At 64.1% G+C, this 23015-nt stretch carries 20 protein-coding genes; 12 read left to right on the forward strand and 8 right to left on the reverse strand.

The annotated features are described in order from the left end of the window. Nucleotides 1–19 precede the first annotated feature (19 nt). The 5 genes from PCA10_RS26820 to PCA10_RS26840 form a co-directional block, all read right to left on the reverse strand. A complete protein-coding gene (locus PCA10_RS26820) occupies nucleotides 20–235 on the reverse strand; it encodes a hypothetical protein (protein WP_231866607.1) in 216 nt (71 codons plus the stop codon). Between the two features lie 10 nt (nucleotides 236–245). Further along, nucleotides 246–758: a hypothetical protein gene (locus tag PCA10_RS26825; protein ID WP_016495234.1), complete on the reverse strand. Its 513-nt coding sequence runs from the start codon at nucleotides 756–758 to the stop codon at nucleotides 246–248. A gap of 523 nt (nucleotides 759–1281) precedes the next feature. Beyond that, nucleotides 1282–3528, reverse strand: a complete 2247-nt coding sequence (locus PCA10_RS29295; protein ID WP_016495235.1) for a VapE domain-containing protein — start codon at nucleotides 3526–3528, stop codon at nucleotides 1282–1284. A 2-nt stretch (nucleotides 3529–3530) separates the two neighbouring features. Then, nucleotides 3531–3827, reverse strand: a complete 297-nt coding sequence (locus PCA10_RS26835) for a helix-turn-helix transcriptional regulator (protein ID WP_016495236.1) — start codon at nucleotides 3825–3827, stop codon at nucleotides 3531–3533. A 344-nt stretch (nucleotides 3828–4171) separates the two neighbouring features. Further along, entirely contained in the window at nucleotides 4172–5359 is a 1188-nt protein-coding gene (locus tag PCA10_RS26840) for an integrase arm-type DNA-binding domain-containing protein (RefSeq protein ID WP_016495237.1), read from the reverse strand. A 395-nt stretch (nucleotides 5360–5754) separates the two neighbouring features. Between PCA10_RS26840 and rfbB the strand changes: the two genes are divergently transcribed. The 6 genes from rfbB to PCA10_RS26870 all read left to right on the forward strand — a co-directional run bounded on the left by rfbB (nucleotide 5755) and on the right by PCA10_RS26870 (nucleotide 12375). Further along, nucleotides 5755–6819: a dTDP-glucose 4,6-dehydratase gene (gene rfbB, locus PCA10_RS26845; protein WP_016495238.1), complete on the forward strand. Its 1065-nt coding sequence runs from the start codon at nucleotides 5755–5757 to the stop codon at nucleotides 6817–6819. Beyond that, nucleotides 6816–7688 carry a glucose-1-phosphate thymidylyltransferase RfbA gene (rfbA, locus tag PCA10_RS26850; protein ID WP_016495239.1) on the forward strand — a complete coding sequence of 291 codons (873 nt, stop codon included), beginning with the start codon at nucleotides 6816–6818 and terminating at the stop codon, nucleotides 7686–7688. Before rfbB ends, rfbA begins: the two co-directional genes overlap by 4 nt. Beyond that, entirely contained in the window at nucleotides 7685–8230 is a 546-nt protein-coding gene (gene rfbC, locus PCA10_RS26855) for a dTDP-4-dehydrorhamnose 3,5-epimerase (RefSeq protein ID WP_016495240.1), read from the forward strand. Before rfbA ends, rfbC begins: the two co-directional genes overlap by 4 nt. After that, a complete protein-coding gene (rfbD, locus tag PCA10_RS26860) occupies nucleotides 8227–9093 on the forward strand; it encodes a dTDP-4-dehydrorhamnose reductase (protein WP_016495241.1) in 867 nt (288 codons plus the stop codon). The genes rfbC and rfbD overlap by 4 nt, the downstream gene beginning before the upstream one ends. Nucleotides 9094–9193: 100 nt before the next feature. Further along, nucleotides 9194–11005, forward strand: a complete 1812-nt coding sequence (locus tag PCA10_RS26865) for a sensor histidine kinase (RefSeq protein WP_016495242.1) — start codon at nucleotides 9194–9196, stop codon at nucleotides 11003–11005. Next, on the forward strand, nucleotides 11002–12375 hold the full coding sequence (locus PCA10_RS26870) for a sigma-54-dependent transcriptional regulator (RefSeq protein WP_016495243.1): 1374 nt from the start codon (nucleotides 11002–11004) through the stop codon (nucleotides 12373–12375). The genes PCA10_RS26865 and PCA10_RS26870 overlap by 4 nt, the downstream gene beginning before the upstream one ends. Nucleotides 12376–12882: 507 nt before the next feature. Here PCA10_RS26870 and PCA10_RS26875 read toward each other — a convergent pair. Next, nucleotides 12883–13371 carry a DUF5064 family protein gene (locus tag PCA10_RS26875; protein WP_081664017.1) on the reverse strand — a complete coding sequence of 163 codons (489 nt, stop codon included), beginning with the start codon at nucleotides 13369–13371 and terminating at the stop codon, nucleotides 12883–12885. 239 nt (nucleotides 13372–13610) lie between these two features. Between PCA10_RS26875 and arcD the strand changes: the two genes are divergently transcribed. The 5 genes from arcD to PCA10_RS26900 all read left to right on the forward strand — a co-directional run bounded on the left by arcD (nucleotide 13611) and on the right by PCA10_RS26900 (nucleotide 20677). Then, nucleotides 13611–15038: an arginine-ornithine antiporter gene (gene arcD, locus PCA10_RS26880; RefSeq protein WP_041770462.1), complete on the forward strand. Its 1428-nt coding sequence runs from the start codon at nucleotides 13611–13613 to the stop codon at nucleotides 15036–15038. Nucleotides 15039–15056: 18 nt separating this feature from the next. Beyond that, complete coding sequence (gene arcA, locus PCA10_RS26885; protein ID WP_016495246.1) at nucleotides 15057–16307, forward strand: arginine deiminase; 1251 nt, start codon at nucleotides 15057–15059, stop codon at nucleotides 16305–16307. A 102-nt stretch (nucleotides 16308–16409) separates the two neighbouring features. Continuing rightward, nucleotides 16410–17420, forward strand: a complete 1011-nt coding sequence (locus PCA10_RS26890; RefSeq protein WP_016495247.1) for an ornithine carbamoyltransferase — start codon at nucleotides 16410–16412, stop codon at nucleotides 17418–17420. A gap of 71 nt (nucleotides 17421–17491) precedes the next feature. Further along, nucleotides 17492–18424: a carbamate kinase gene (gene arcC / locus PCA10_RS26895; RefSeq protein WP_016495248.1), complete on the forward strand. Its 933-nt coding sequence runs from the start codon at nucleotides 17492–17494 to the stop codon at nucleotides 18422–18424. Nucleotides 18425–18769: 345 nt separating this feature from the next. After that, complete coding sequence (locus tag PCA10_RS26900; protein ID WP_016495249.1) at nucleotides 18770–20677, forward strand: beta-ketoacyl synthase; 1908 nt, start codon at nucleotides 18770–18772, stop codon at nucleotides 20675–20677. Nucleotides 20678–20835: 158 nt separating this feature from the next. Here PCA10_RS26900 and cysQ read toward each other — a convergent pair whose 3' ends face one another. Both cysQ and nudE read right to left on the reverse strand, forming a co-directional pair. Further along, the gene (gene cysQ / locus PCA10_RS26905; RefSeq protein WP_016495250.1) at nucleotides 20836–21657 is read right to left on the reverse strand and encodes a 3'(2'),5'-bisphosphate nucleotidase CysQ; all 822 of its coding nucleotides are present in this window, start codon (nucleotides 21655–21657) and stop codon (nucleotides 20836–20838) included. Beyond that, nucleotides 21654–22220 carry an ADP compounds hydrolase NudE gene (gene nudE, locus PCA10_RS26910; RefSeq protein ID WP_016495251.1) on the reverse strand — a complete coding sequence of 189 codons (567 nt, stop codon included), beginning with the start codon at nucleotides 22218–22220 and terminating at the stop codon, nucleotides 21654–21656. The genes cysQ and nudE overlap by 4 nt, the downstream gene beginning before the upstream one ends. Before the next feature lie 129 nt (nucleotides 22221–22349). Here nudE and yrfG point away from each other — a divergent pair, with 129 nt between their 5' ends. Then, nucleotides 22350–23012 carry a GMP/IMP nucleotidase gene (gene yrfG, locus PCA10_RS26915; protein ID WP_016495252.1) on the forward strand — a complete coding sequence of 221 codons (663 nt, stop codon included), beginning with the start codon at nucleotides 22350–22352 and terminating at the stop codon, nucleotides 23010–23012. Nucleotides 23013–23015: the final 3 nt, after the last annotated feature.

Here is a 23015-nt window from a genome sequence, read left to right on the forward strand (position 1 = left end):
CTGATTCGGTATCAGCAAATCAGTCCGCTGGGCTGTTCCGCAGGCATTCATACTCCAGGCTGGCGCGCTCCCAGGTCTCTTGGTCGAGCCGTGGCACGGGACCGATGCAGGTCATTTCACTCAGATTAGGCAGCGCATCGCGCCCGCCCAACTCACGGACGACGTTGGGCGAGGTACATTCCCAGGCGTCCAGGTTGCGGTCGATCATCTCGGCCCGTTCTAGAACCTCAGCCACGGTCAATCTTTCAGTCCTCGCCATCGTCGTCCTCCTCGATCTTGTTGGCCTGGTACTTCGCCAGGAGCGCAGTGAGCTGCGCCCGCTCCTCACTCGGCATCCTCAGCAGCGCATCGGCATCCAGGCCGACCGAGTCCACCTTGACCTTGAGCCTGTCAGCCATCTGGTCGCCGTAGCGAAACTTCAGCAACACCTCCAGCAGCCGGTCGCTGTGCTTGCGAACGGTAAGAGGACGCTCCTCGCCGCTCTCGGGATCGATCACCGTGGAGAGCCTGCCGCCGTGAATTACCGGCTCCTCGTAGCCCAGGGCCGCACGCCGATATGCCTCCTCCAGCAGTGCGTCGAGCGCGACCTCCAGAGCTTTATCCCAGCGGCTGCGGAACTCGGGATCGTTGGCCTTGTGATAGAACGCCGTCTGCCGGCTAATGCCGGCAGCGGCTGCGGCCTGCTTGGGCGAGCAGGTGTCTTCCAAGACCTGGAAGAACAGTTCGCGCCGCTCGGGCGTGAAGATGTTGGGAATCATGCCGCCGTCTCCAAAAATGGCTTACGGCGTGATCGTGTCGTGTCAGGCGCAAGCGGGAACCCACTGTTCTCCCTTGCGGATCAAGGGCATGAAGGGAGCCGGGGCGCTGCCTGACGATTAGATGGTGAGGTCGGCCAGGGGCTAGCCTCGCGCGCGAAGGACAAGACGAGCAAGGTCGGGCGCGATCTCAGCGCCGCCCCCGTCTTGGCCGACATGCTCACCGAGGTCGGCCAGGGGTTTGCCTTGTCGTTGCCTGTTACTCTCCCTCGTTACTGCGCCAAGTTGTCCGAAAGCCTTGCGTTGCAAGGCTTGTTACTCCGTTGCTCGCGCTACTGCCGTTTCGCTGTAAGTACCCAGTAGTCCTCGGCAACCTGACCTTTGCTGTCAGACCACTGTCTTTTTCCATGGTCTAAGTATTTTGGGGTAACAAGAGTAACGAGGTAACAAGGCTAGTGCCGCAAGGCTTTCGGGTGTTGCCCCTGCGTTCGAGGGAGGGCAACAGGGCAACACCCTGCCTACGGCATCATGGCCTCTGGTAGCCCTTACCCTGCCTTCCGTCTTCACCTGCACGGAGATTGGACTTGTGCTTCCAGCCCAAGTATTTCTCCATGACCACCCTCAGACGCTGCGAATGAGCCTGCGTCTGCTCCGAAGGACGAATGCCAAGGGCATCGCTCAACAGCATGGCCGAATGTACGCGATCCAGAGGCTCGAACTTTTGAACTTCCTTGTTAATAGAATCCCAGACTTCCTTGTAGCCCAGGTAGTCGCGCAAAGTGTCCGCCCAGGGGTCTTCAGCAACACGGTCCTCTTGCTCTATCGCTGCTACGCCCCAGAGCTCCTGAGGTAGAAGCAACGACTCACCAGCTGCCTCCCTGGCGGCTGCCTCTGCCCAGAGCTGGTCACGATCAGCAACCAGCCCATCAAGGTCGATGGTGCCAACCTTCACAGGCCAGAAGCGACGGTTACCAGTCTGATCCTTTAGGTAGGCGGTCTGGTTGGTGGTGCCGATGAAGATGCACTGGCGGCGCAACTCCTCGTGCATGCGGCCATAAGGACGGCGGACGTGGTCGATGCTGCTCGACACGAACGCCTTGAGAGCCTCGACGCCAGACTTGGAGAGAACAGACATCTCCCCCAGCTCGATGATCCAGCGGCCTTGCAGCGAAAGCGGCGCATCCTTCGACTCAGTGTTGCCGATGGGCGAATCAGAGAACCACTCGACGTGCGGCGACAGTGACTTCACAAAGGAACTCTTGCCACAGCCCTGGTCGCCTTCCAACACAATGACGTTATCGAACTTGCAGCCAGGCTGGTGAACACGGCGAACCGCAGCGATCAACGTCTTGGCACCGATGGCACGGACATAAGCATTGTCAGCGGCACCTGCGTACCGAACCAGGAGAGTATCGAGCCGAGGCTTTCCATCCCAAGTCAGGCCAGCAAGGTATGCGCGAACAGGGTGAATGGGGTTCTCACGCGCCAAGGTCAACACGGCGTCCGTTACGTCATCCTTGCCCCAATTAACGCCCGTGGACTCGACCAGATACTTGCGAATCAGGCGCAGCAGATCGTCGTCCAACCTACGGCCCGCATCTACGGCCCATGGCAGTTCGGAAGCGACGAGATGGTAGGCGCAGCCGAACTCGTCATACACCAAACCCAGACGGGCGCTGATGTGCTGCACCAGTTTGAGACAGTTCGGATAAGAACTGACGATCTTGCCGCCTTCGGTACGCTGCAGTGTCGGCAACATGTCCCCATCGACAGGCGCCACATCGAAGTCCCCCTCCGGGGCCGGGTGTGGGATGCCGATGCCGTGCCTGCCGAGCACCTGGTACAGGTGGCGGATGGTCGTTGGCCGCCCACCACTTCCGGCCCTGGATGCGAGCGAGTCCCAGCGATAGCCAATCAATTCGGCGTGATCTTCATAGCCCGCCGCCTGGGTACTCCAGGCGATAAACTCCTCGCGCCCTGCACCGGCAGTGGCATGGTGGCAGGCACACATGAACTGAAACCAGTCGTCGTGCGATCCCTCACCGTAGTCGTCCACAGGCAACCTGGCCAAGGCCGCAGCGAGCTGCCAGGGTTCAATCTCCCCCCAACGGTCATCGCCATTGGCACCCTCGGGGGGCGCCATCCGACGAACCCTTAGGAGGTCGAGCAGTGCCGCAGGCGCGCCAGGGGTCTCGTCGGGTCCTAACAGGAAGAACTCGGACATATAGCGCTTGCCGGTATCGGGGTGCACTGCACCAGGCGCCACGACCTGCCCGCCGAGCTTCTTGAAGTCGATACCAGGGTATTCCGGGCGCTTGCCGACGGTTGGGAAGTCGGACGGTTTCTGTAGGTAGTAGTGGTGACCACCTCCGCCCGTGAAGACGCAAGGGCACCTATCCAAATCCAAGCCGACATCCGCTACGAGGCGTTCCAAGGACTTGTCTCCCCCGTTGCGGGGGTCCACGTCGATGACTAGGTCCGTCGGCCGCAGGCGGACTCCCAGGTTACTGCCGCAATGCCGTGCCTCGGCGATTAGCGTCACCGGGTCGTAATGACGGCGCAGCCAGTTCGGATCGCGTGGCACTTTGCCGCCGTGACGAAGAGGAATTAACTCGTAGCCAGCTTTCGCAAGAAACTCAGCATCATCGAATGACGGCGTTTCGCGAGGAATGGTGCCGGCATCATTGATTCCGTGAGCTTGCGAATGCTCCCTCTCCCTCTGCGGTATCACTTTGCGCCCGCCTTGCCCGCGGGCGTTCTCTTTTGCATCCATGCTCAACCCTCCTTGCCGGTACGAGCGGCCAGCATTGCGGCACCGACCTTTCGCATCCCCTCGCCCATCGGCTGTCCTTTCGCATAGTCGCGAAGGTCTCCCATGCGATAACGAATCAGCTTCGACCCGATGCGGACGAATTTGGGGCCGCCGCCCTGGCAGCGATACCAAGATAAGGTGGCGTACTTAAGACGCAGGAGTGCGGCTGCCTCCTGAGTAGTCGCAAGAGCATCGTCAGGAAGTGCGTGGAGTTCTGACAGGTCTTCTGGGGTGAGATCGGGGGCTTGGTAAGTAGCCATATCGGCGCTCCGGTCAGCAGATATCCCCTGGGGCCACATGCCGCCAGGAGGACATCCGCTGCCTTGCGCAGCAGATCTGACCCTGAGCTCCGTTGTCATCCGAAGAGGGCCTCGGCTGTTCTTGCCACCGAAAGCACTTCTGGCCGCCATAGTCATTGCCGACGGCCCTCGGGGCTGCCTTGAGCACCGATTGCGCCACACATTACCAGAGCGATTCACGCCCAAATACCATCACTTTCACCATCGCTCGGGTGTGCCCGTTTCACCAAAAGTCAGTCCAAGATGCTCGGCATCAGTCCAAGGCATCCTGAACTTGACCTGGGCCACCTGGGGAGACCATGCGGCTATTCCTTGGGCGTCGGCGGCCACTCTCCGGGAGTCCAGGCCAAACCTAGCGCATCAAGTACCTTGACCGACGCTTTCTCTTGCAAGGCCCGCAGGTGGTCGAGGCTGGGGTTGAGATAACCCATAGTGACGTTGCCGATGGCGTGGTTGAGCAGAAACTTCAGCTCGGCGATGGGCACGCCCGATTCGAGGGCCAGGGTCGCGTAGGTATGGCGCAGGGCATGCCCCGTCAAATCGCCCAACTCGCACTGCTGGACCTCGGATATATGGCCCGACTTCGAGTCGGCAGGAAATAACCAGGGCGAACGGCGAAACGCCTTTTTGTTGTGCTCCGACCTGTGGGCAACCAAGTCCTTTAGAGGGCCCGACAGTGGCAAGTCGAAAGCCCGAGCCGCTCCACCCTTGGGTTTCGGCACATGCAGCGCATCACCTACATCGTTTGCATGCTCGGTGCGAACCTCGCACGAGGCTGTGCGGCGCATACCCGTCAGGATCATGAACAGGTGAAGGTCCCGCCGCACAGTGCTGCCCAACCCGACCACCGCTTTACCCCACGCCTTCAGCTTGTCGCCATTGGCATCCACCTTGCGCCGGCGCACGCCGTGGAAATCGACATTGGTGGTCGGGTTCGACGGCAGCTCGGGGTGCTCCCGCAGGCCGCGGTTGTAGACGGCACGCAGCACGCGCATCACGCTGTCGGCCGTCGCCTTGCCATGCTTGACCGTCATGGACGCATGCCGCTCGCGCACCGCCGAACGATTGGCGCCGAGTTCGGCCAGCGGGCGGTCGAGCCAGTCGCTCAGGTACTCGTCGCAGTTGTAGCGGTAGCCCTCCTGGGTCCGCACCGAGAGCGCCTTGGCCGACAGGTGCAGGTCGAGTGCCTCGCGCAGGGTGATCCCCTTCGCCCTGGCCTTGCGCTTCTCTTCGTTGGGATTGTTGCCGTTCCGCATGCTAACCAGGGTCTGGCGCGCTTGGTCGCGAGCCTTCTTGGCGTCCATCGCGGGGTGATCGCCCACCTTGACCCGTACCTGCCGGCCATTGACCAGGGACTGGACATAAAAGGAGCGCTTCGACGGCGTGACGATTAGGTAGAAGCCCCGTAGCTCGGGGTCTGCATAGAGGGTGCTTTTGCCCCGATCCGGCGCGGGGGCGCGCTCGACAAGCGACTGGGTGATCTTCGACTTCATGGTGCTGGCTCCGTGTGACGGGGCCACAACCAGAACACGCTTTGCCACCACAAGGTGCCAAGCACAATCAGCGCAGCCCCACTGATTTCTCACCATTAAGTCGTGGAAAATCAGTCACGTAAGCGCTTTTCAGCACACAGAATCAAATCATGGCACAATGCCTTAAGCCCGACTTGTAATCAGTAGGTCCCGGGTTCGATTCCTGGTGCCGGCACCATATAAAAGAAAGGCCTCGCAGCGATGCGAGGCCTTTTTTATTTCGCGGTCCGCAGGGCTGATGATCAAAGGCGCAGGTACCGGCATGCCGTCGTCGCCCTTCATCCATCCAATGGACTTGCATCGGGACTTCGCTGCCAACAAGCTATGCGCCATCCGTAACTTTCAGGACATGGAACATGCGCATCTTGGTCACCGGCGGAGCCGGCTTCATTGGTTCGGCACTAATTCGCCATCTGCTGACCGAAACCGGGCATGAGGTGCTCAACCTCGACAAGCTGACCTATGCCGGCAACCTCGAATCCCTGGCCGCCGTCTCGTCCGATCCGCGCTACCAGTTCCTCCAGGCCGACATCGCCGACAGCCAGGCCGTCGGCGCAGCGCTGGCCAGCTTCCAGCCCGACGCCATGATGCACCTGGCCGCCGAGTCCCATGTGGATCGCTCGATCGACGGTCCCTCCGACTTCATCCAGACCAACATCGTGGGCACCTACAGCCTGCTGGAAAGCGTCCGCGCCTATTGGATGGCGCTGGAGCCCGAGCGCAAGGCGGCCTTCCGCTTCCACCACATTTCCACCGACGAGGTGTACGGCGACCTGCACGGCGTGGATGACCTCTTCACCGAAACCACGCCCTACGCGCCCAGCTCGCCGTACTCGGCCAGCAAGGCCGCGTCCGATCACCTGGTCCGCGCCTGGCACCGCACCTACGGCCTGCCCGTGCTGCTGACCAACTGCTCGAACAATTACGGCCCCTATCACTTCCCGGAGAAGCTGATCCCGCTGATGATCCTCAACGCCCTGGAAGGCAAGCCGCTGCCGGTCTACGGCAACGGCCAGCAGATTCGTGACTGGCTGTTCGTCGAGGACCATGCACGTGCGCTGATGGAGGTGGTCAGCCGTGGCCAGGTAGGCGAGACCTACAACATCGGCGGCCACAACGAGCAGAAGAACCTCGACGTGGTCCGCGCCATCTGCGCCCTGCTGGAAGAGCTGGCACCGCAGAAACCAGCCGGCGTCGCCCGCTTCGAGGACCTGATCAGCTTCGTCAAGGACCGCCCCGGCCACGACGTGCGCTATGCCATCGATGCCGGCAAGATCGAGCGCGAGCTGGGCTGGACCCCGCGGGAAACCTTCGAGAGCGGTCTGCGCAAGACCGTGCGCTGGTACCTCGACAACCTGCAGTGGTGCCAGCGTGTCCAGGATGGCAGTTACCAACGTGAACGACTGGGAGCGTCCGCATGAAAGGAATAGTCCTCGCCGGCGGCTCCGGCACCCGTCTGCACCCCATCACCCTGGGTGTGTCCAAACAGCTGCTGCCGATCTACGACAAGCCGATGATTTACTACCCGATCTCGGTGTTGATGCTCGCTGGCATCCGCGAAATCCTGGTCATCTCCACGCCCCATGACCTGCCCCAATACCGCAACCTGCTGGGTGATGGCAGCCAGTTCGGCGTGCGTTTCAGCTATGCCGTGCAGCCGTCTCCGGACGGCCTCGCCCAGGCATTCCTGATAGGCGAGGACTTCATCGGCGACGACTCGGTGTGCCTGATCCTCGGCGACAACATCTTCCACGGCCAGCACTTCACCGAGAAGCTCAAGCGTGCCGCCAGCGCGCCCACCGGGGCGACCGTGTTCGGTTACTGGGTAAAGGACCCGGAGCGCTTCGGCGTGGTGGATTTCGATGACCAGGGTCGCGCGGTCTCCATCGAGGAGAAGCCGCTCAAGCCGAAATCGAGCTATGCCGTGACCGGCCTGTACTTCTACGACAACGACGTGGTCAGCATCGCCAAGGCGGTCAAGCCCTCCCCCAGGGGCGAACTGGAGATCACCGACGTCAACAACGCCTACCTGCAGCGGGGTGATCTCAACGTCGAGCGCTTCGGCCGTGGCTTCGCCTGGCTCGACACCGGCACCCACGACAGCCTGCTGGAAGCCTCCCAGTACGTACAGACCATCGAGCACCGCCAAGGCCTGAAAGTCGCCTGCCTGGAGGAAATCGCCTACCAGAACGGCTGGATCGACAAAGAGCAACTGCTCGTCCAGGCCAAGGCCTTTGGCAAGACCGGCTACGGCCAGTATCTGTTCAACATCGCCGGTGAAAACGCGTGAAAGCCATTGCGACCGAAATTCCTGATGTCCTCATCCTCGAACCCCGCGTGTTTGGTGATGAGCGTGGTTTCTTCTTCGAAAGCTTCAATGCCCGGACCTTTGCCGAGGTAACCGGCGTCACGTGCGACTTCGTGCAAGACAACCACTCGCGATCGCAGCGCGGCGTCCTGCGCGGCCTGCACTACCAACTGCAACAGCCCCAGGGAAAGCTGGTGCGGGTTGTCCAGGGTGAAGTGTTCGACGTAGCGGTGGATGTTCGCCGCAATTCGCCGACCTTCGGCCGCTGGGTTGGCGTGCACCTCTCCGCCGAGAACAAACGCCAGCTCTGGGTGCCCGCCGGCTTCGCCCACGGTTTCCTGGTCCTGAGCGAGCACGCCGAGTTCCTCTACAAGACCACCGACTACTACGCCCCCGAGCATGAGCGCTGCATCCGCTGGGACGACCCGGACCTGGCCATCGACTGGCCCCTCGCCGAGGCGCCGCAGCTATCGGCCAAGGATCAGGCCGGGACCCGCTTCAAGGACGCGGACCTGTTCGAATGAAAGTCCTCATCACCGGAAGCAACGGCCAGGTCGCCCGCGAGCTCCAGCTGGCCCTGGCGGGCAAGGCCGAGGTGCTCGCCCTCGGGCGCGAACAGCTGGACCTCAATGACCCCGAACTGATCCGTCAGCGGGTACGCGCCGAGTCACCCGACCTGCTGATCAACGCCGCCGCCTACACGGCGGTGGACCAGGCCGAGAACGAACCCGCAGCCGCCTTCGCCATCAACGCCACGGCCAGCGGCGTGCTGGCCGAGGAAGCGGCCACCCTGGGCGTTCCGCTGTTCCACTACTCCACCGACTACGTCTTCGACGGCAGCAAGGTCGGGGCCTACAGCGAAACCGATGCCACCAATCCCCTGGGTGTCTATGGCCAGAGCAAGCTGGCCGGCGAACAGGCCATCCAGGCCGTCGGTGGCCAGCACCTGATCCTGCGCACCAGCTGGGTCTATTCCCGCGTTGGCCGCAACTTCCTGCTCACCATGCAGCGACTGCTGCAGGAGCGCGACGAGCTGCGGGTGGTGGATGACCAGATCGGCGCACCGACCTGGGCGGGCAGCATCGCCCAGGCCACCGTCCAGCTGCTGGACCGGTGGCAAGCGGGCAATCGCCATTGGGGCGTCTATCACCTGACCAACCAGGGTGAGACGTCCTGGTTCGGCTTCGCCAGCGCCATTGCCGAGCAGCTCGAGGCCGAGGGCAAGGCCTGCGCGCGACTGCAGCCCATCCCGTCCAGCGAGTATCCGACGCCAGCCCGGCGCCCGCTCAACTCGCGCCTGGATGGCCGCAAGCTCGCCAAGGACTGGCAGCTGAGCCTGCCGGACTGGCGCAGCGCGCTGGCGGAGTGCCTGCGGCAGCCGCGCTGACGCGATGTCAAAGGGGGGCCACGCCGAGTGGCCCATTCCTGGCACCTCACCCGCGTGCCGATGCCATAATGCGCCTCATCGCCCCGCGCAAAATGAACGCATGACCGCCATCACCTACCCCCACCGCCCACGCTGGCGCAGCCTGGCCTTGCTGGCCCTGCTGCTGGCGCCGCTGCTCTGGCCGCTGCAGCACCTGAGCGAGCGCTACTACAGCGCGTCCCTGGCCGAGCAGAACCGCCAGACCCTGGATCTCTACGTCGCCAACCTGCTGGGCACCCTGCGTCGCTACGAGGTGCTGCCGCCCATCCTCGCCGACCTGCCGCCGCTGCGTGAGCTGCTGGCATTGCCGGACAAGACGGCGCTGCAGGCCGAGGCCAACCGCGTGCTCGCCCAGGTGCGCCAGGACACCGGTGCCGACGTCATCTACCTGATGAGCCCCGCCGGCCTCACCCTGGCATCGTCCAACTGGGACCAGCCGGACAGCTTCGTCGGCCGCGACTTCACCTACCGCCCCTATTTCCGCGAGGCGCTGGCCGGCAACCAGGGGCGCTTCTTCGGCCTCGGCACCACCTCGCGCAAGCGCGGCTACTTCTTCGCAAGTCCAGTGCGCGACGGCGAGAAGATCGTCGGCATCCTGGTGGTGAAAGTGGACCTGGACGACGCCGAGACCCTCTGGGGCAACACCCCCGAGCAGCTCATGGTGACCGACGGCAACGGCGTGGTGCTCATCTCCTCGCGCAGTGACTGGCGCTACCACGCCACCCGGCCGCTGGACAACGCCGAGCGCGCCGCCATAGTCGCCAACCAGCCCTACCCGACCCAGGCGCCGCCACCGCTGCGGCTGGAGGAGAACGCCTGGCTGATCCAGAGCCGCGAGCTGAAGGAAACCGGCCTCACCGCCAGCATCCTGGCGCCGCGCCAGCTGATCGATCGCCAGGTGACCACCACCGTGGCCATCGGCGGCGCCACCCTGCTCACCCTGCTGCTGCTGCTCGGCCTGATGATGCAGCGCCGCCGCCACTACCTCGACCGCATCGCCCTGGACGCCCGCGCCCGCCGCGAGCTGGAGCTGCGCGTGCAGGAGCGCACCCAGGACCTCGAGTCCCTCAACAGCCGGTTGAAAGACGAGGTGCTCGAACGCGAGCAGGCTCAGCAGGAGTTGGTACGCGCCCAGGACGAACTGGTGCAGGCCGGCAAGCTCTCCGCCCTGGGCACCATGTCGGCGAGCATCAGCCATGAACTGAACCAACCCCTGGCCGCGATTCGCAGCTACGCCGACAACGCCGGCGTGCTGCTGGACCACGAACGCACCGAGGACGCCCGCGGCAACCTGCGCCAGATCAGCGAGCTGACCGGCCGCATGGCCTCCATCATCGCCCACCTGCGCGCCTTCGCCCGGCGCGATCGCCACGCCCCGGAGAGCGTCGCCCTGCAACCGGCGCTGGACGACGCCCTGGCGCTGCTGGGCAAGCGTCGGCGAGCCATGGACGTCGAACTGATCCGCGACCTGCCGGACGCACCGCTCTGGGTCCAGGCCGGGGAAACCCGCCTGCGCCAGGTACTCGGCAACCTGCTCGCCAATGCCCTCGACGCCCTGGCCGAGAAGCCCCAGCCACGGCGCATCTGGCTCAGCGCCGAGACCACCGCGGATGGCGTCGAACTGCACCTGCGCGATAACGGCCCGGGCTTCTCCGAAGACGCCCTGCGCCGCGCCCGCGAGCCTTTCTTCACCACCAAGACCAGCGCCCAGGGCCTTGGCCTGGGGCTGGCCATCTGCGACAGCCTGATGCGCGCCCTGGGCGGCGAGCTGCTGCTCGCCAACCACCCGGACGGCGGCGCCTTGCTGACCCTGCGCATGCGCAATGGCGCCCCAGGCGTCATCCCCCAACCTCCCGAGGACCTCTCCGCATGACCCACACCCTGGACGCCGGCACCCAGGTGCTGCTGATCGACGACGACCCGCACCTGCGCCAGGCCCTCAGCCAGACCCTCGACCTGGCCGGCCTCAAGGTGCAGGCCCTGGGGGACGCCCAGGGCGTGGCGCAGATGATCGGCAAGGACTGGCCGGGAGTGGTGGTCACCGATATCCGCATGCCGGGCATCGACGGTCTCGAATTGCTGCGCCAGTTGCGCGAGCGCGACCCCGACCTGCCGGTGCTGCTGATCACCGGTCACGGTGACGTGCCGCTGGCCGTGCAGGCCATGCGCGCGGGTGCCTACGACTTCCTGGAAAAGCCCTTCCCCAGCGACCAGTTGCTGGACAGCGTGCGCCGGGGCCTCGACCTGCGCCGCCTGGTACTGGAAAACCGCAGCCTGCGCCTGGCCCTCTCCGACCGCCAGCAACTCAGCGGCCGCCTGGTTGGCCAATCGCCCGCCATGCAACGCCTGCGAGAACAGATCGGCGCCCTGGCCGCGACCAATGCCGACGTGCTGATCCTCGGCGAAACCGGCGCCGGCAAGGAGGTGGTGGCCCGCGCCCTGCACGACCTGTCGGCGCGTCGTGACGGCCCCTTCGTCGCCATCAACGCCGGCGCCCTGGCCGAGTCGGTGGTCGAGAGCGAACTGTTCGGCCACGAACAGGGTGCCTTCACCGGCGCCTCCAAGCGGCGCATCGGCAAGTTCGAGTACGCCAATGGCGGCACAGTGTTTCTCGACGAGATCGAGAGCATGAGCCCGGATGTCCAGGTCAAGCTGCTGCGCATGCTGCAGGAACGTGTGCTGGAGCGCTTGGGCGCCAACCAGCTGATCCCCCTGGATATCCGCGTGATCGCCGCCACCAAGGAAGACCTGCGCCATGCCGCCGACCAGGGCCGCTTCCGTGCCGACCTCTATTACCGCCTGAACGTCGCCAGCCTGCGCATCCCGCCGCTGCGCGAGCGCGGCGAAGACGCGCTGATGCTCTTCCAGCATTTCGCCGATGCCGCCCGCACCCGTCACGGCATGGCCCCCCGTAGCCTCGACAGCAGCCAACGCGCCCTGCTCCTGACCCATGGCTGGCCGGGCAATGTGCGCGAGTTGCAGAACGCCGCGGAACGCTTTGCCCTGGGCCTGGACCTGGCCCTCGACAACACCCCGGTGAACCTGCCGAAAGTGGAAGGCGGCCTCAGCGAGCAGGTGGAAGCTTTCGAGCGTGCGCTGATCGCCGCCGAGCTGACCCATCCCCATGGCTCGCTGCGTAGCGTGGCCGAAGCCCTCGGCCTGCCGCGCAAGACCCTTTCGGACAAGCTGCGTAAGCACAACCTCAGTTTCAGCGGCGGAAATCCCGCAGAAGAACAGGACTGATCGGCAACAATCCGCTCATGCGAACTACTACGAAAGGCTAGGAAGCTTGGGCCAGAGGGGTTGCGTCATAATGGCACAAGGCTTGCCAAGCCAGGTTCAACTCCTGCCTTGTGCAGGATCAGGAGACCGTGCCCGCCAGGGTCCGGCCTCTCCCCGAACCGGTCACAAGCCAGCCAAGGGGTTTCCCATCCAAGCCTGAGGGCCTAGCCCCGCGGCAGCACCCGGTTACCCGCCAGGTGCAGAAGCCCGGCCATTCGCCGGGCTTTTTCATGCCTGCGCAAAAGCGCTCCCCCGGGTCTTGTACGAAAAGTCGTCGAGCGAAGGTCAGGCAAGGCGCAACGACCATCGGGAGTAACAGCCGAAGACTGGCCCGAAGGGGGAGCGCCAGCGAATCAATCGGCCGAAGAAGCGCAGTTTACGTGTTGTAAATGAGCATTCTGATCGGACTCGCGCACGAGGCCGATTTCAACGCAGCATCACCGAGCGCAGGCACTTTTCGTACAGAGCCTAAGGGCGCTCCAGCAGGAAACGCTCCAGGTCCACCGGATGGCCGGGGTTCACCCCCAGGCGCTGACGCAGGTCGGCATAGGCCTTCTGGAAGTCGGCATGCAGTTCCGGCACGGCCGTCAGCCCCGGCCACACGCCGTGCTTGCGCAAGCGCAGGCCGGCGCTTTGCAGGAAGTTGTAGGCCACGTCGCCATGCAGCGAGAAGCGCTCATGCACCGCCTTGCCGGCAATCTGCCCACTCAGTTCGAAATTCACGTAGGGCTCGAATTCGCGCTTCTCGATCTCGTAATCCAACACCAGTTCATAGGCAGGATTTCGCCCGACTGGCTCGCGCTTTATGGCAATTCTCCCCGGTCTGAACATGCTTTTTCCTACATGACTTGGAGAAGTTTTCCTAATTAAAAAGTACCTGCTTATCGCTAAAAGTACCGAAAGATATTTGCAATCTCCTACATGGAAAATAGGGCTACTTGTAGGAACTCGCACCATTCAAGCCCCAACTTGAAGCATCTGCAAAACCTACTAGTTTGTATTAGGCGCTGCCCGGGATGGCTTGCCGAACACTCTAGGCCGCCCATTTCAAGCCGCACCCCGTAGTTCCCCCGCCTCTGCGACAGTAAGGAAATTGTCCGAATGACTCATTAGCCAGCTATTGATCTACATCAGGACGCCGCCGAATTATCGCGCGCTCAATAAGCACAGTTCCTACTCCAAACCGGAGGTGCAAAGTGTCTGAATCATCTGACAAACTTCGACTAGGTGCCCTCGTCGCACTGGTGGTCGGATCAATGGTTGGCGGGGGCATTTTCTCGTTGCCGCAGAACATGGCGGCCAGCGCCGACGTCGGCGCCATCCTCATCGGCTGGGGCATCACCGCGGTGGGCATGCTCACCTTGGCATTCGTCTTCCAGACCCTGGCCAACCGCAAGCCGAACCTCGACGGCGGGGTCTACGCCTACGCCAAGGCGGGCTTCGGCGACTACATGGGTTTCTCATCGGCCTGGGGCTACTGGATCAGCGCCTGGCTCGGCAACGTCGGCTACTTCGTGTTGCTGTTCAGCACCCTGGGTTACTTCTTCCCGATCTTCGGCGAGGGCAACACGCTGGCGGCCATCATCGGCGCCTCCATCGTCCTCTGGGCCGTGCACTTCCTGGTGCTGCGCGGGATCAAGGAAGCGGCCTTCATCAACATGGTGACCACCGTCGCCAAGGTGGTGCCGCTGTTCCTGTTCATCCTCATCTGCCTGTTCGCCTTCAAGCTGGACATCTTCACCGCCGACATCTGGGGCTCGAAGAACATCGAGCTGGGCAGCGTGATGAACCAGGTGCGCAACATGATGCTGGTCACCGTCTGGGTGTTCATCGGCATCGAGGGCGCGAGCATCTTCTCCGCCCGCGCCGAGAAGCGCAGCGACGTCGGCAAGGCCACCGTGCTCGGCTTCATCATCGTGCTGTTGCTGCTGGTCCTGGTGAACGTGCTGTCCCTCGGCATCATGACCCAGCCGGAACTGGCCAAGCTGCAGAACCCCTCCATGGCGGCCGTGCTCGAGCACGTGGTCGGCCACTGGGGCGCGGTCCTGATCAGCGTCGGCCTGGTGATCTCCCTGGTCGGTGCCCTGCTCTCCTGGGTACTGCTCTGCGCCGAAATCCTCTTCGCCGCGGCCAAGGACCACACCATGCCGGCCTTCATCCGCAAGGAGAACGCCAATCAGGTGCCGGCCAACGCCCTGTGGCTGACCAACGCCATGGTGCAGATCTTCCTGATCATCACCCTGTTCAGCGCCAGCACCTACCTCTCGCTGATCTACCTGGCCACTTCGATGATCCTGGTGCCCTACCTCTGGTCCGCCGCCTACGCGTTCCTCCTGCCGCTGCGTGGCGAGGGCTACGAGCAGGATGCCAAGGACCGCAACAAGGACCTGGTCATCGCCGGCATCGCCCTGATTTACGCCATCTGGCTGCTGTACGCCGGCGGCGTGAAGTACCTGCTGCTCTCCGCCCTGCTCTATGCACCAGGCGTGATTCTCTTCGCCAAGGCCAAACGGGAAGTTGGCCAACCGGTATTCACCAATGTCGAGAAGCTGATCTTCGCCGCCGTAGTGATCGGCGCGCTCGTGGCGGCCTACGGGCTCTACGACGGCTTCCTGACCCTGTAACTCGTAAGGAGACCAACCATGTCCAAAGTCAAATTCGGCGTTCACTCGGAAGCCGGCAAGCTGCATAAGGTAATGGTCTGCTCGCCGGGGCTCGCGCACATGCGCCTGACCCCCAACAACTGCGACGAGCTGCTGTTCGACGATGTCATCTGGGTCAACCAGGCCAAGCGTGACCACTTCGATTTCGTCACCAAGATGCGCGAGCGTGGCATCGACGTCCTCGAAATGCACAACCTGCTCACCGATATCGTGCAGAACCCCGAGGCCCTGAAGTGGATCCTCGACCGCAAGCTCACCAATGACCAGGTCGGCGTCGGCCTGGTCAACGAAGTCCGCTCCTGGATCGAAGGCCTGGAGGCCCGCAAGATCGCCGAGTTCCTCATCGGCGGCGTCGCCGGCTCCGACCTCCCGGAAAGCGAAGGCGTCAGCGCCATCAAGATGTACCGCGACTACCTGGGCCACTCCAGCTTCATCCTGCCGCCGCTGCCCAACACCCAATTCACCCGCGACACCACCTGCTGGATCTACGGCGGCGTGACCCTCAACCCGATGTATTGGCCGGCCCGTCGCCAGGAAACCCTGCTGACCTCCGCCATCTACAAGTTCCACCCGATCTTCACCGAGGCCGAGTTCGAGGTCTGGTACGGCGACCCCGACAAGGACCACGCCATGTCGACCCTCGAGGGTGGCGACGTGATGCCCATCGGCAACGGTGTGGTGCTGATCGGCATGGGCGAGCGCACCTCGCGCCAGGCCATCGGCCAGTTGGCCCAGTCGCTGTTCAGCAAGGGCGCGGCCCAGAAAGTCGTGGTCGCCGGCCTGCCCAAGTCCCGCGCCGCCATGCACCTGGACACCGTGTTCACCTTCTGCGACCGCGACCTGGTGACCATCTTCCCCGAAGTCGTCAAGGAGATCGTGCCCTTCGTCCTGCGTCCTGATGAAAGCCGCCCCTATGGCATCGACATCCGCCGCGAAGAGAAGAGCTTCCTCGATGTGGTCGCCGAATCCCTCAACCTGAAGAAACTGCGCGTGGTGCAGACCGGCGGCGACGCCTTCGAAGCCGAGCGCGAACAGTGGGACGACGGCAACAACGTGGTCTGCCTGGAGCCTGGCGTGGTGGTCGGCTACGACCGCAACACCTACACCAACACCCTGCTGCGCAAGGCCGGCGTCGAAGTGGTCACCATCAGCGCCAGCGAACTGGGTCGCGGCCGTGGCGGCGGCCACTGCATGACCTGCCCGATCCTGCGCGACCCGATCGACTACTAATACCCACCCCCTGGCGGCTCCCAACCAGGAGCCGCCCGCCCCGCCAGCCACAAGCTGTTCTGACGGAGCCTGGTTTCAAGTGACTCACAAGGAGAAAGAATCATGGCTTTCAACATGCACAACCGTAACCTGCTCAGCCTGATGCACCACAGCACTCGCGAGCTGCGTTACCTGCTGGACCTGTCCCGCGACCTGAAACGCGCGAAATACACCGGTACCGAGCAGCAACACCTCAAAGGCAACAACATTGCGCTGATCTTCGAGAAGACCTCCACCCGTACCCGCTGCGCCTTCGAGGTCGCCGCCTACGACCAGGGCGCCAACGTCACCTACATCGACCCGAACTCCTCGCAGATCGGCCACAAGGAGAGCATGAAGGACACCGCCCGCGTGCTCGGCCGCATGTACGACGCCATCGAATACCGCGGCTTCAAGCAGGAAATCGTCGAAGAGCTGGCCAAGTACGCCGGCGTACCGGTGTTCAACGGCCTGACCGATGAATACCACCCGACCCAGATGCTCGCCGACGTGCTGACCATGCGTGAGCACAGCGACAAGCCGCTGCACGAGATCTCCTATGCCTACCTGGGCGACGCCCGCAACAACATGGGCAACTCGCTGCTGCTGATCGGCGCCAAGCTTGGCATGGACGTGCGCATCGCCGCGCCCAAGGAACTGTGGCCGACCGACGAGCATGTCGCCGCCTGCAAGAAATTCGCTGAGGAGAGCGGCGCCCGCATCACCATCACCGAAGACCCGAAAGCCGCCGTCAAGGGCGTGGACTTCATCCACACCGACGTCTGGGTCTCCATGGGCGAGCCGGTGGAAGCCTGGGGCGAGCGTATCAACGAGCTGCTGCCCTACCAGGTCAACATGGACATGATGAAAGCGGCCGGCAACCCGCGCGTGAAGTTCATGCACTGCCTGCCCGCCTTCCACAACAGCGAGACCAAGGTCGGCAAGGACATCGCCGCCAAGTACCCGAACCTGAAGAACGGCATCGAAGTGACCGAAGACGTCTTCGAGTCCCCGTACAACATCGCCTTCGAGCAGGCGGAAAACCGCATGCACACCATCAAGGCGATCCTCGTTTCGACCCTCGCCGACATGTAAGTGCCGATACGCCCCGGACCGCGACGCGTTCGCCGGTCCGGGACGCATTTCACCCTCAGGAGGAAATCACTATGCGTATCGTCGTCGCATTGGGCGGTAACGCCTTGCTGCGTCGTGGCGAACCCATGACTGCCGACAACCAGCGCACCAACGTGAAGATCGCCGCCGAGCAGATTGCCAAGGTAGCCCCGGGCAACGAGCTGGTGATCGCCCACGGTAACGGCCCCCAGGTGGGCCTGCTGGCCCTGCAGGGCGCGGCCTACGAGAAGGTCTCGCCCTATCCGCTGGATGTGCTCGGCGCCGAAACCGAAGGCATGATCGGCTACATGATCGAACAGGAGATGGGCAACCTGCTCCCCTTCGAAGTGCCCTTCGCCACCCTGCTCACCCAGGTGGAGGTCGACGCGAACGACCCCGCCTTCCAGAACCCCACCAAGCCGATCGGCCCGGTCTACTCCAAGGAAGAGGCCGAGAGCCTGGCCAAGGAGAAAGGCTGGAGCATCGCGCCCGATGGCGACAAGTTCCGCCGCGTGGTCGCCAGCCCAAGGCCCAAGCGCATCTTCGAGATCCGTCCGGTCAAATGGCTGCTGGAGAAGGGCACCATCGTCATCTGCGCAGGCGGTGGCGGCATCCCGACCATGTATGACGAGTCGCACAAGAAGCTTTCCGGTGTCGAAGCGGTAATCGACAAGGATCTCTGCTCCGCACTGCTGGCCCAGGAACTCACCGCCGACATCCTGATCATCGCCACCGACGTGGACGCCGCCTATGTCGACTGGGGCAAACCGACCCAGAAGGCCATCGCCCAGGCCCACCCGGACGAACTGGAACGCCTCGGCTTCGCCGCCGGCTCCATGGGTCCGAAGGTCCAGGCGGCCATGGAATTCGCCCGCAACACCGGCAAGGATGCGGTGATCGGCTCCCTGGAGAACATCGTCGCGATCACCAAGGGCGAGTCTGGCACCCGCGTCAGTACCAGCAAGGCGGGCATCCAATACCGTTGATGCCCTGAAAACCTGTGGGGGCGAATTCATTCGCCAAGGGCAGCGCAGCTGCCCCCTGGGATCCCAGGGGCGGACCGGCGGTCCGCTCAGCGATGGAAATCGCCCCCACAGCGCTCCATTCCCCAGGCTCTTCCCGCCCATCGATCTCCCGCCGAATGACCAAAGGAGTGACTTGATAGTCACGCCCCGCGTCAGGTAGACATCCCGATACATTCGAGCTGCCACCTGGCTCATGCCACCTGGCCCCTGTTGCTTGACGCCGCAAATTGCCGCCGCCCGTGAGCGGCGCCCCGCGGCCAGGCCCGTCGGTCGCATGAGATGGTCTTTTTGAGGAGTTTCCGAAAGATGTCCCGACTTCCAGTGATTGTGGGTTTTGGCGGCTACAACGCGGCTGGGCGAAGCTCGTTCCACCACGGCTTCCGCCGCCTGGTGATCGAGACCCTGGACGCCCGCGCCCGTCAGGAAACCCTGGCCGGCCTCGCCGTGATGATGAAGCTGGTGTCGGTGAGCGACGGCCGGTACCAGGATGGCCAAGGAAACCCATTGACCCTGGCCGAGATCGAAACCCGTTACGCCGCCGAGATACTCGACTCCACCCTGGTGCGCCGAATCGGCAAGCAGCACCTGGACGTCGACGCCGCCCACTGGCAGAAGAGCCTCACCGCGTCGGTCGCCGACGGCCAGGCCCTCAGCTTCACCACCACGCGCAAGCAACTTCCCGAGCCGCTGCCGGCCAACTGGACCGTGGAGCACCTGGACAACGGCGAAGTACGCGTCGCCATCCAGGGCAGTTGCGACTTCAAGGTGGACAGCTACCGCGAGCTGCCGGTGAAGTCCGCCGGCCAGTTGCCCACCGGCTTCGAGCCGGGTGAGCTGTACAGCTCCCGCTTCCACCCGCGCGGCCTGCAGATGTCCGTGGTCGCCGCCACCGACGCCATCCGCTCCATCGGCCTGCCGTGGAAGGACATCGTCGACCGCGTGCAACCCGACGAAATCGCCGTGTTCTCCGGCAGCATCATGAGCCAGCTCGACGAAAACGGCTTCGGCGGCCTGATGCAATCGCGACTCAAGGGCAGCCGCGTCAGCGCCAAGCAGCTGCCGCTGGGCCTCAACACCATGCCCGCCGACTTCATCAACGCCTACGTACTGGGCAGCGTCGGCACCACCGGCAGTGTCACCGGGGCCTGCGCCACCTTCCTCTACAACCTGCAGAAAGGCATCGAGGTCATCACCTCCGGCCGCGCTCGCGTGGCCCTGGTGGGCAACGCCGAAGCGCCGATCAACCAGGAATGCATCGACGGTTATGGCGCCATGGGCGCCCTGGCCACCGAGGAAGGCCTGCGCCAGGTCGGCGGCCGCGAAGAGGTGGACTTCCGCCGCGCCAGCCGGCCGTTCGGCGAAAACTGCGGCTTCACCCTGGCCGAGTCCAGCCAGTACGTGGTGCTGATGGACGACGCCCTGGCCCTGGAGCTGGGCGCCGACATCCACGGCGCGGTGACGGACGTGTTCATCAACGCCGACGGCTTCAAGAAATCCATCTCCGCTCCCGGCCCGGGCAACTACCTGACCCTGGCCAAGGCCGTTGCCGCCGCCACCCAGCTGATCGGGCCGGACGGTGTGCGCCAGCGCAGCTTCGTCCACGCCCACGGCTCCAGCACCCCGGCCAACCGCGTCACCGAGTCCGAGCTGCTGGACCGTGTCGCCGGCGCGTTCGGCATCGAGCAATGGCCGGTGGCCGCGGTGAAGGCCTACCTCGGCCACTCCCTGGCCACCGCCAGCGGCGACCAGGTGATCGCGGCCCTCGGCACCTTCAAGTACGGCATCGTGCCGGGCATCAAGACCATCGACCGGGTGGCCGACGACGTGCACCGCAAGCACCTGTCCATCGAGACCCGCGACCGCGTCCTCGGTGAGCAGCAGCTGGATGTCTGCTTCATCAACTCCAAGGGTTTTGGCGGCAACAACGCCACGGGCCTGGTAATCTCCCCGCGCCTGGCCGAGAAGATGCTGAAGAAGCGCCACGGCGAAGCGGCCTTCGCCGCCTACGACGCCAAGCGCCAGCAGACCCGAGCCAATGCCGAGGAATACGACCGCCGGGCGCTCCTGGGCGAGCTCGACATCATCTACAACTTCGGCAACGACCTGATCGACGAGCAACTGATCGAGATCGACAGCGACGGCATCCAGGTGCCCGGCTTCGCCCAGGTGCTGCGCTACAAGAAGGACGAGCGCTTCGCCGACATGCTGGATTGAGGAGCGGAGCGGCGCTGTGTACACCGATTCCGGAGTATTCGCTGTAGGAGCGAATTCATTCGCGAACGGGACCACGGCCCGCTTCGCGGCCCTTCGCGCTTGAAATCGCTCCTACAAAAAAAGGGCCCCTCGGGGCCCTTTTGCGTTTATGGCTTGTCTCAGTCCAGCGCGCGCGCCAGCTGGATCAATTCCGCCCGCCATTCGGCCGCCACCGGCAGCGCCAGGAAGGAGGGATTGAGGAATCCCTCGCGGGCCTCATAGGTCAGGGGCTTGCCGGTCAGGTCCAGCACCTCGCCACCGGCGCCTTCGAGCACGCCCTGGGCGGCGGCGGTGTCCCACTGGGAGGTGGGTGCCAGACGCGGGTAGCAGTCCGCCGTGCCTTCGGCCAGCAGGCAGAACTTCAGCGAGCTGCCGATGCTGGCCAGCTGCAGATCACCGAAACGCTCCGCCAGCCAGGCCAGCAGGCGCTCCTGGGCCGGGCTCGAATGACGTTTGCTGGCGACCACGGTGAAGACCTCGTCCGGCGCGACGCGCACGCTGACTTCATGAGGCTCTTCGTCTTCGTCCTCGCACCAGGCGCCGAAACCGGTTCCGCCGAAATAGCAGCGCCCGGTGACCGGCATGCCGACCACCCCGAACACCACCCGGCCGCCTTCCACCAGCGCAACGTTGACGGTGAACTCGTCGCTGCCGGCGATGAATTCCTTGGTGCCATCCAGGGGATCGACCAGCCACCAGCGCTGCCAACCGGCCCGCTCGGCCAGCGGGATGTCCGCGGCTTCCTCGGACAACACCGGGATACTCGGGTCCAGCGCCGCCAGGCCGGCGGCAAGCAGCTGGTGCGCCGCGAGGTCGGCGGCGGTCACCGGCGAGGCGTCGTCCTTCTCGGTGACATCCAGCTCCTCATCCCAGTACGGCAGGATCACGTCGCCGGCCTGACGCACCAGGTCGACCACAGCGGACAGCAACGGATGACTCATGGCTGATACTCCCCACGCTGCGTGAGCAGGTCTCGGGTCAGGTAAAGCGCGGCCAGGGCACGGCCTTCGCTGAATTGCTGATGCTGGGCCAGGCTGGACAGCTCGCGCAGGCTGATGCGGTCCACGCGCAGCGGTTCGGGCTCGTCGCCCGGCAGGCTTTCCTCATAGAGGTCGCGAGCCAGCACCACCTGGATCTTCTGGCTCATGTAGCCGGGGGACAGCGACAGCTCGGTGAGATGCTCCAGCTCGCGCGCACCGAACCCGGCTTCTTCCTTAAGCTCGCGGTTGGCGGCGACGAGTATGTCCTCGCCCGGCTCGATCAGCCCCTTGGGCAGGGACAGCTGGTAATCGTCGGTGCCGGCGCAGTATTCCTCCACCAGCAGCACGTGTTCGGCATCGGCCATGGCCACCACCATCACCGCGCCATAACCGGAGCCCTTGCCCACCAGGCGTTCGTAGGTACGCTCGACTCCATTGGCGAATCGCAACTGCAGCTCCTCGACACGGAACAGGCGGCTGCTGGCGACTATCTCGCGAGCGAGCACCGTGGGCTTCTGACGCATAACGGACTCCTTGGCATGACCGGCGGGTTATCATACCCCGCCTTTGCCCAATGTCCGTGCTTGAGATTACTCGCCGGCGACGGCCTGCGATGCAAAGGCGACAGCCTCCCGCAACCACCGAATCCGACCATGCCGCAATTGCCCTGGAACCAGATCGATACCGTGCTGCTCGACATGGACGGCACCCTGCTCGACCTGCACTTCGACAATCACTTCTGGATGGAGTACCTGCCGCAGCGCTACGCCGAGCATCACGGCATCAGCCGTGAACTGGCCGACGCCGAGCTGCTGCCGCTGTTCCGCGACAACGCCGGACAGCTCAACTGGTACTGCACGGACTTCTGGAGCCGCGAGCTGCGCCTGTCGATCCGCGACCTCAAGCGCGAGGTCGCGCACCTGATCGCCCTGCGCCCGGACGCCGACCTCTTCCTCGCCAGCCTGCGCCGCGCCGGCAAGCGCGTGGCGCTGATCACCAACGCCCACCGCGACTCGCTGTCGCTGAAGCTGGAGCGCGTGCAACTGGCACCCTGGTTCGACCGCCTGATCAGCTCCCACGACTACGGCTACCCCAAGGAGGACCAGCAGTTCTGGCAGGCCTTGCAGCAGGACTTCGGTTTCGACGCGTCGCGCAGCCTGTTCATCGACGACAGCCTGCCGATCCTGCGCAGCGCCGGCCGCTACGGCGTGGCCCACCTGCTGGCGGTGCGCGAGCCGGACAGCCGCAAGGGCCCGAAGGACACCGAGGAGTTCGCCGCGGTGGACAGCTATCGGAGCCTGAGCGTCGGGCTCTGACCC

Source organism: Pseudomonas resinovorans NBRC 106553, assembly GCF_000412695.1.
Classification (GTDB): Bacteria; Pseudomonadota; Gammaproteobacteria; order Pseudomonadales; family Pseudomonadaceae; genus Metapseudomonas; species Metapseudomonas resinovorans_A.

Coding starts and splice junctions, on each gene's coding strand:
- arcA (WP_016495246.1), top strand. CDS start 15,057: ATGTCCAAAGTCAAATTCGGCGTTCACTCGGAAGCCGGCAAGCTGCAT.
- PCA10_RS29295 (WP_016495235.1), bottom strand. CDS start 3,528: ATGGATGCAAAAGAGAACGCCCGCGGGCAAGGCGGGCGCAAAGTGATA.
- PCA10_RS26870 (WP_016495243.1), top strand. CDS start 11,002: ATGACCCACACCCTGGACGCCGGCACCCAGGTGCTGCTGATCGACGAC.
- PCA10_RS26840 (WP_016495237.1), bottom strand. CDS start 5,359: ATGAAGTCGAAGATCACCCAGTCGCTTGTCGAGCGCGCCCCCGCGCCG.
- PCA10_RS26865 (WP_016495242.1), top strand. CDS start 9,194: ATGACCGCCATCACCTACCCCCACCGCCCACGCTGGCGCAGCCTGGCC.
- arcC (WP_016495248.1), top strand. CDS start 17,492: ATGCGTATCGTCGTCGCATTGGGCGGTAACGCCTTGCTGCGTCGTGGC.
- PCA10_RS26875 (WP_081664017.1), bottom strand. CDS start 13,371: ATGGTGCGAGTTCCTACAAGTAGCCCTATTTTCCATGTAGGAGATTGC.
- cysQ (WP_016495250.1), bottom strand. CDS start 21,657: ATGAGTCATCCGTTGCTGTCCGCTGTGGTCGACCTGGTGCGTCAGGCC.
- rfbA (WP_016495239.1), top strand. CDS start 6,816: ATGAAAGGAATAGTCCTCGCCGGCGGCTCCGGCACCCGTCTGCACCCC.
- rfbB (WP_016495238.1), top strand. CDS start 5,755: ATGCGCATCTTGGTCACCGGCGGAGCCGGCTTCATTGGTTCGGCACTA.
- PCA10_RS26890 (WP_016495247.1), top strand. CDS start 16,410: ATGGCTTTCAACATGCACAACCGTAACCTGCTCAGCCTGATGCACCAC.
- yrfG (WP_016495252.1), top strand. CDS start 22,350: ATGCCGCAATTGCCCTGGAACCAGATCGATACCGTGCTGCTCGACATG.
- PCA10_RS26900 (WP_016495249.1), top strand. CDS start 18,770: ATGTCCCGACTTCCAGTGATTGTGGGTTTTGGCGGCTACAACGCGGCT.
- PCA10_RS26825 (WP_016495234.1), bottom strand. CDS start 758: ATGATTCCCAACATCTTCACGCCCGAGCGGCGCGAACTGTTCTTCCAG.
- nudE (WP_016495251.1), bottom strand. CDS start 22,220: ATGCGTCAGAAGCCCACGGTGCTCGCTCGCGAGATAGTCGCCAGCAGC.
- PCA10_RS26835 (WP_016495236.1), bottom strand. CDS start 3,827: ATGGCTACTTACCAAGCCCCCGATCTCACCCCAGAAGACCTGTCAGAA.
- rfbD (WP_016495241.1), top strand. CDS start 8,227: ATGAAAGTCCTCATCACCGGAAGCAACGGCCAGGTCGCCCGCGAGCTC.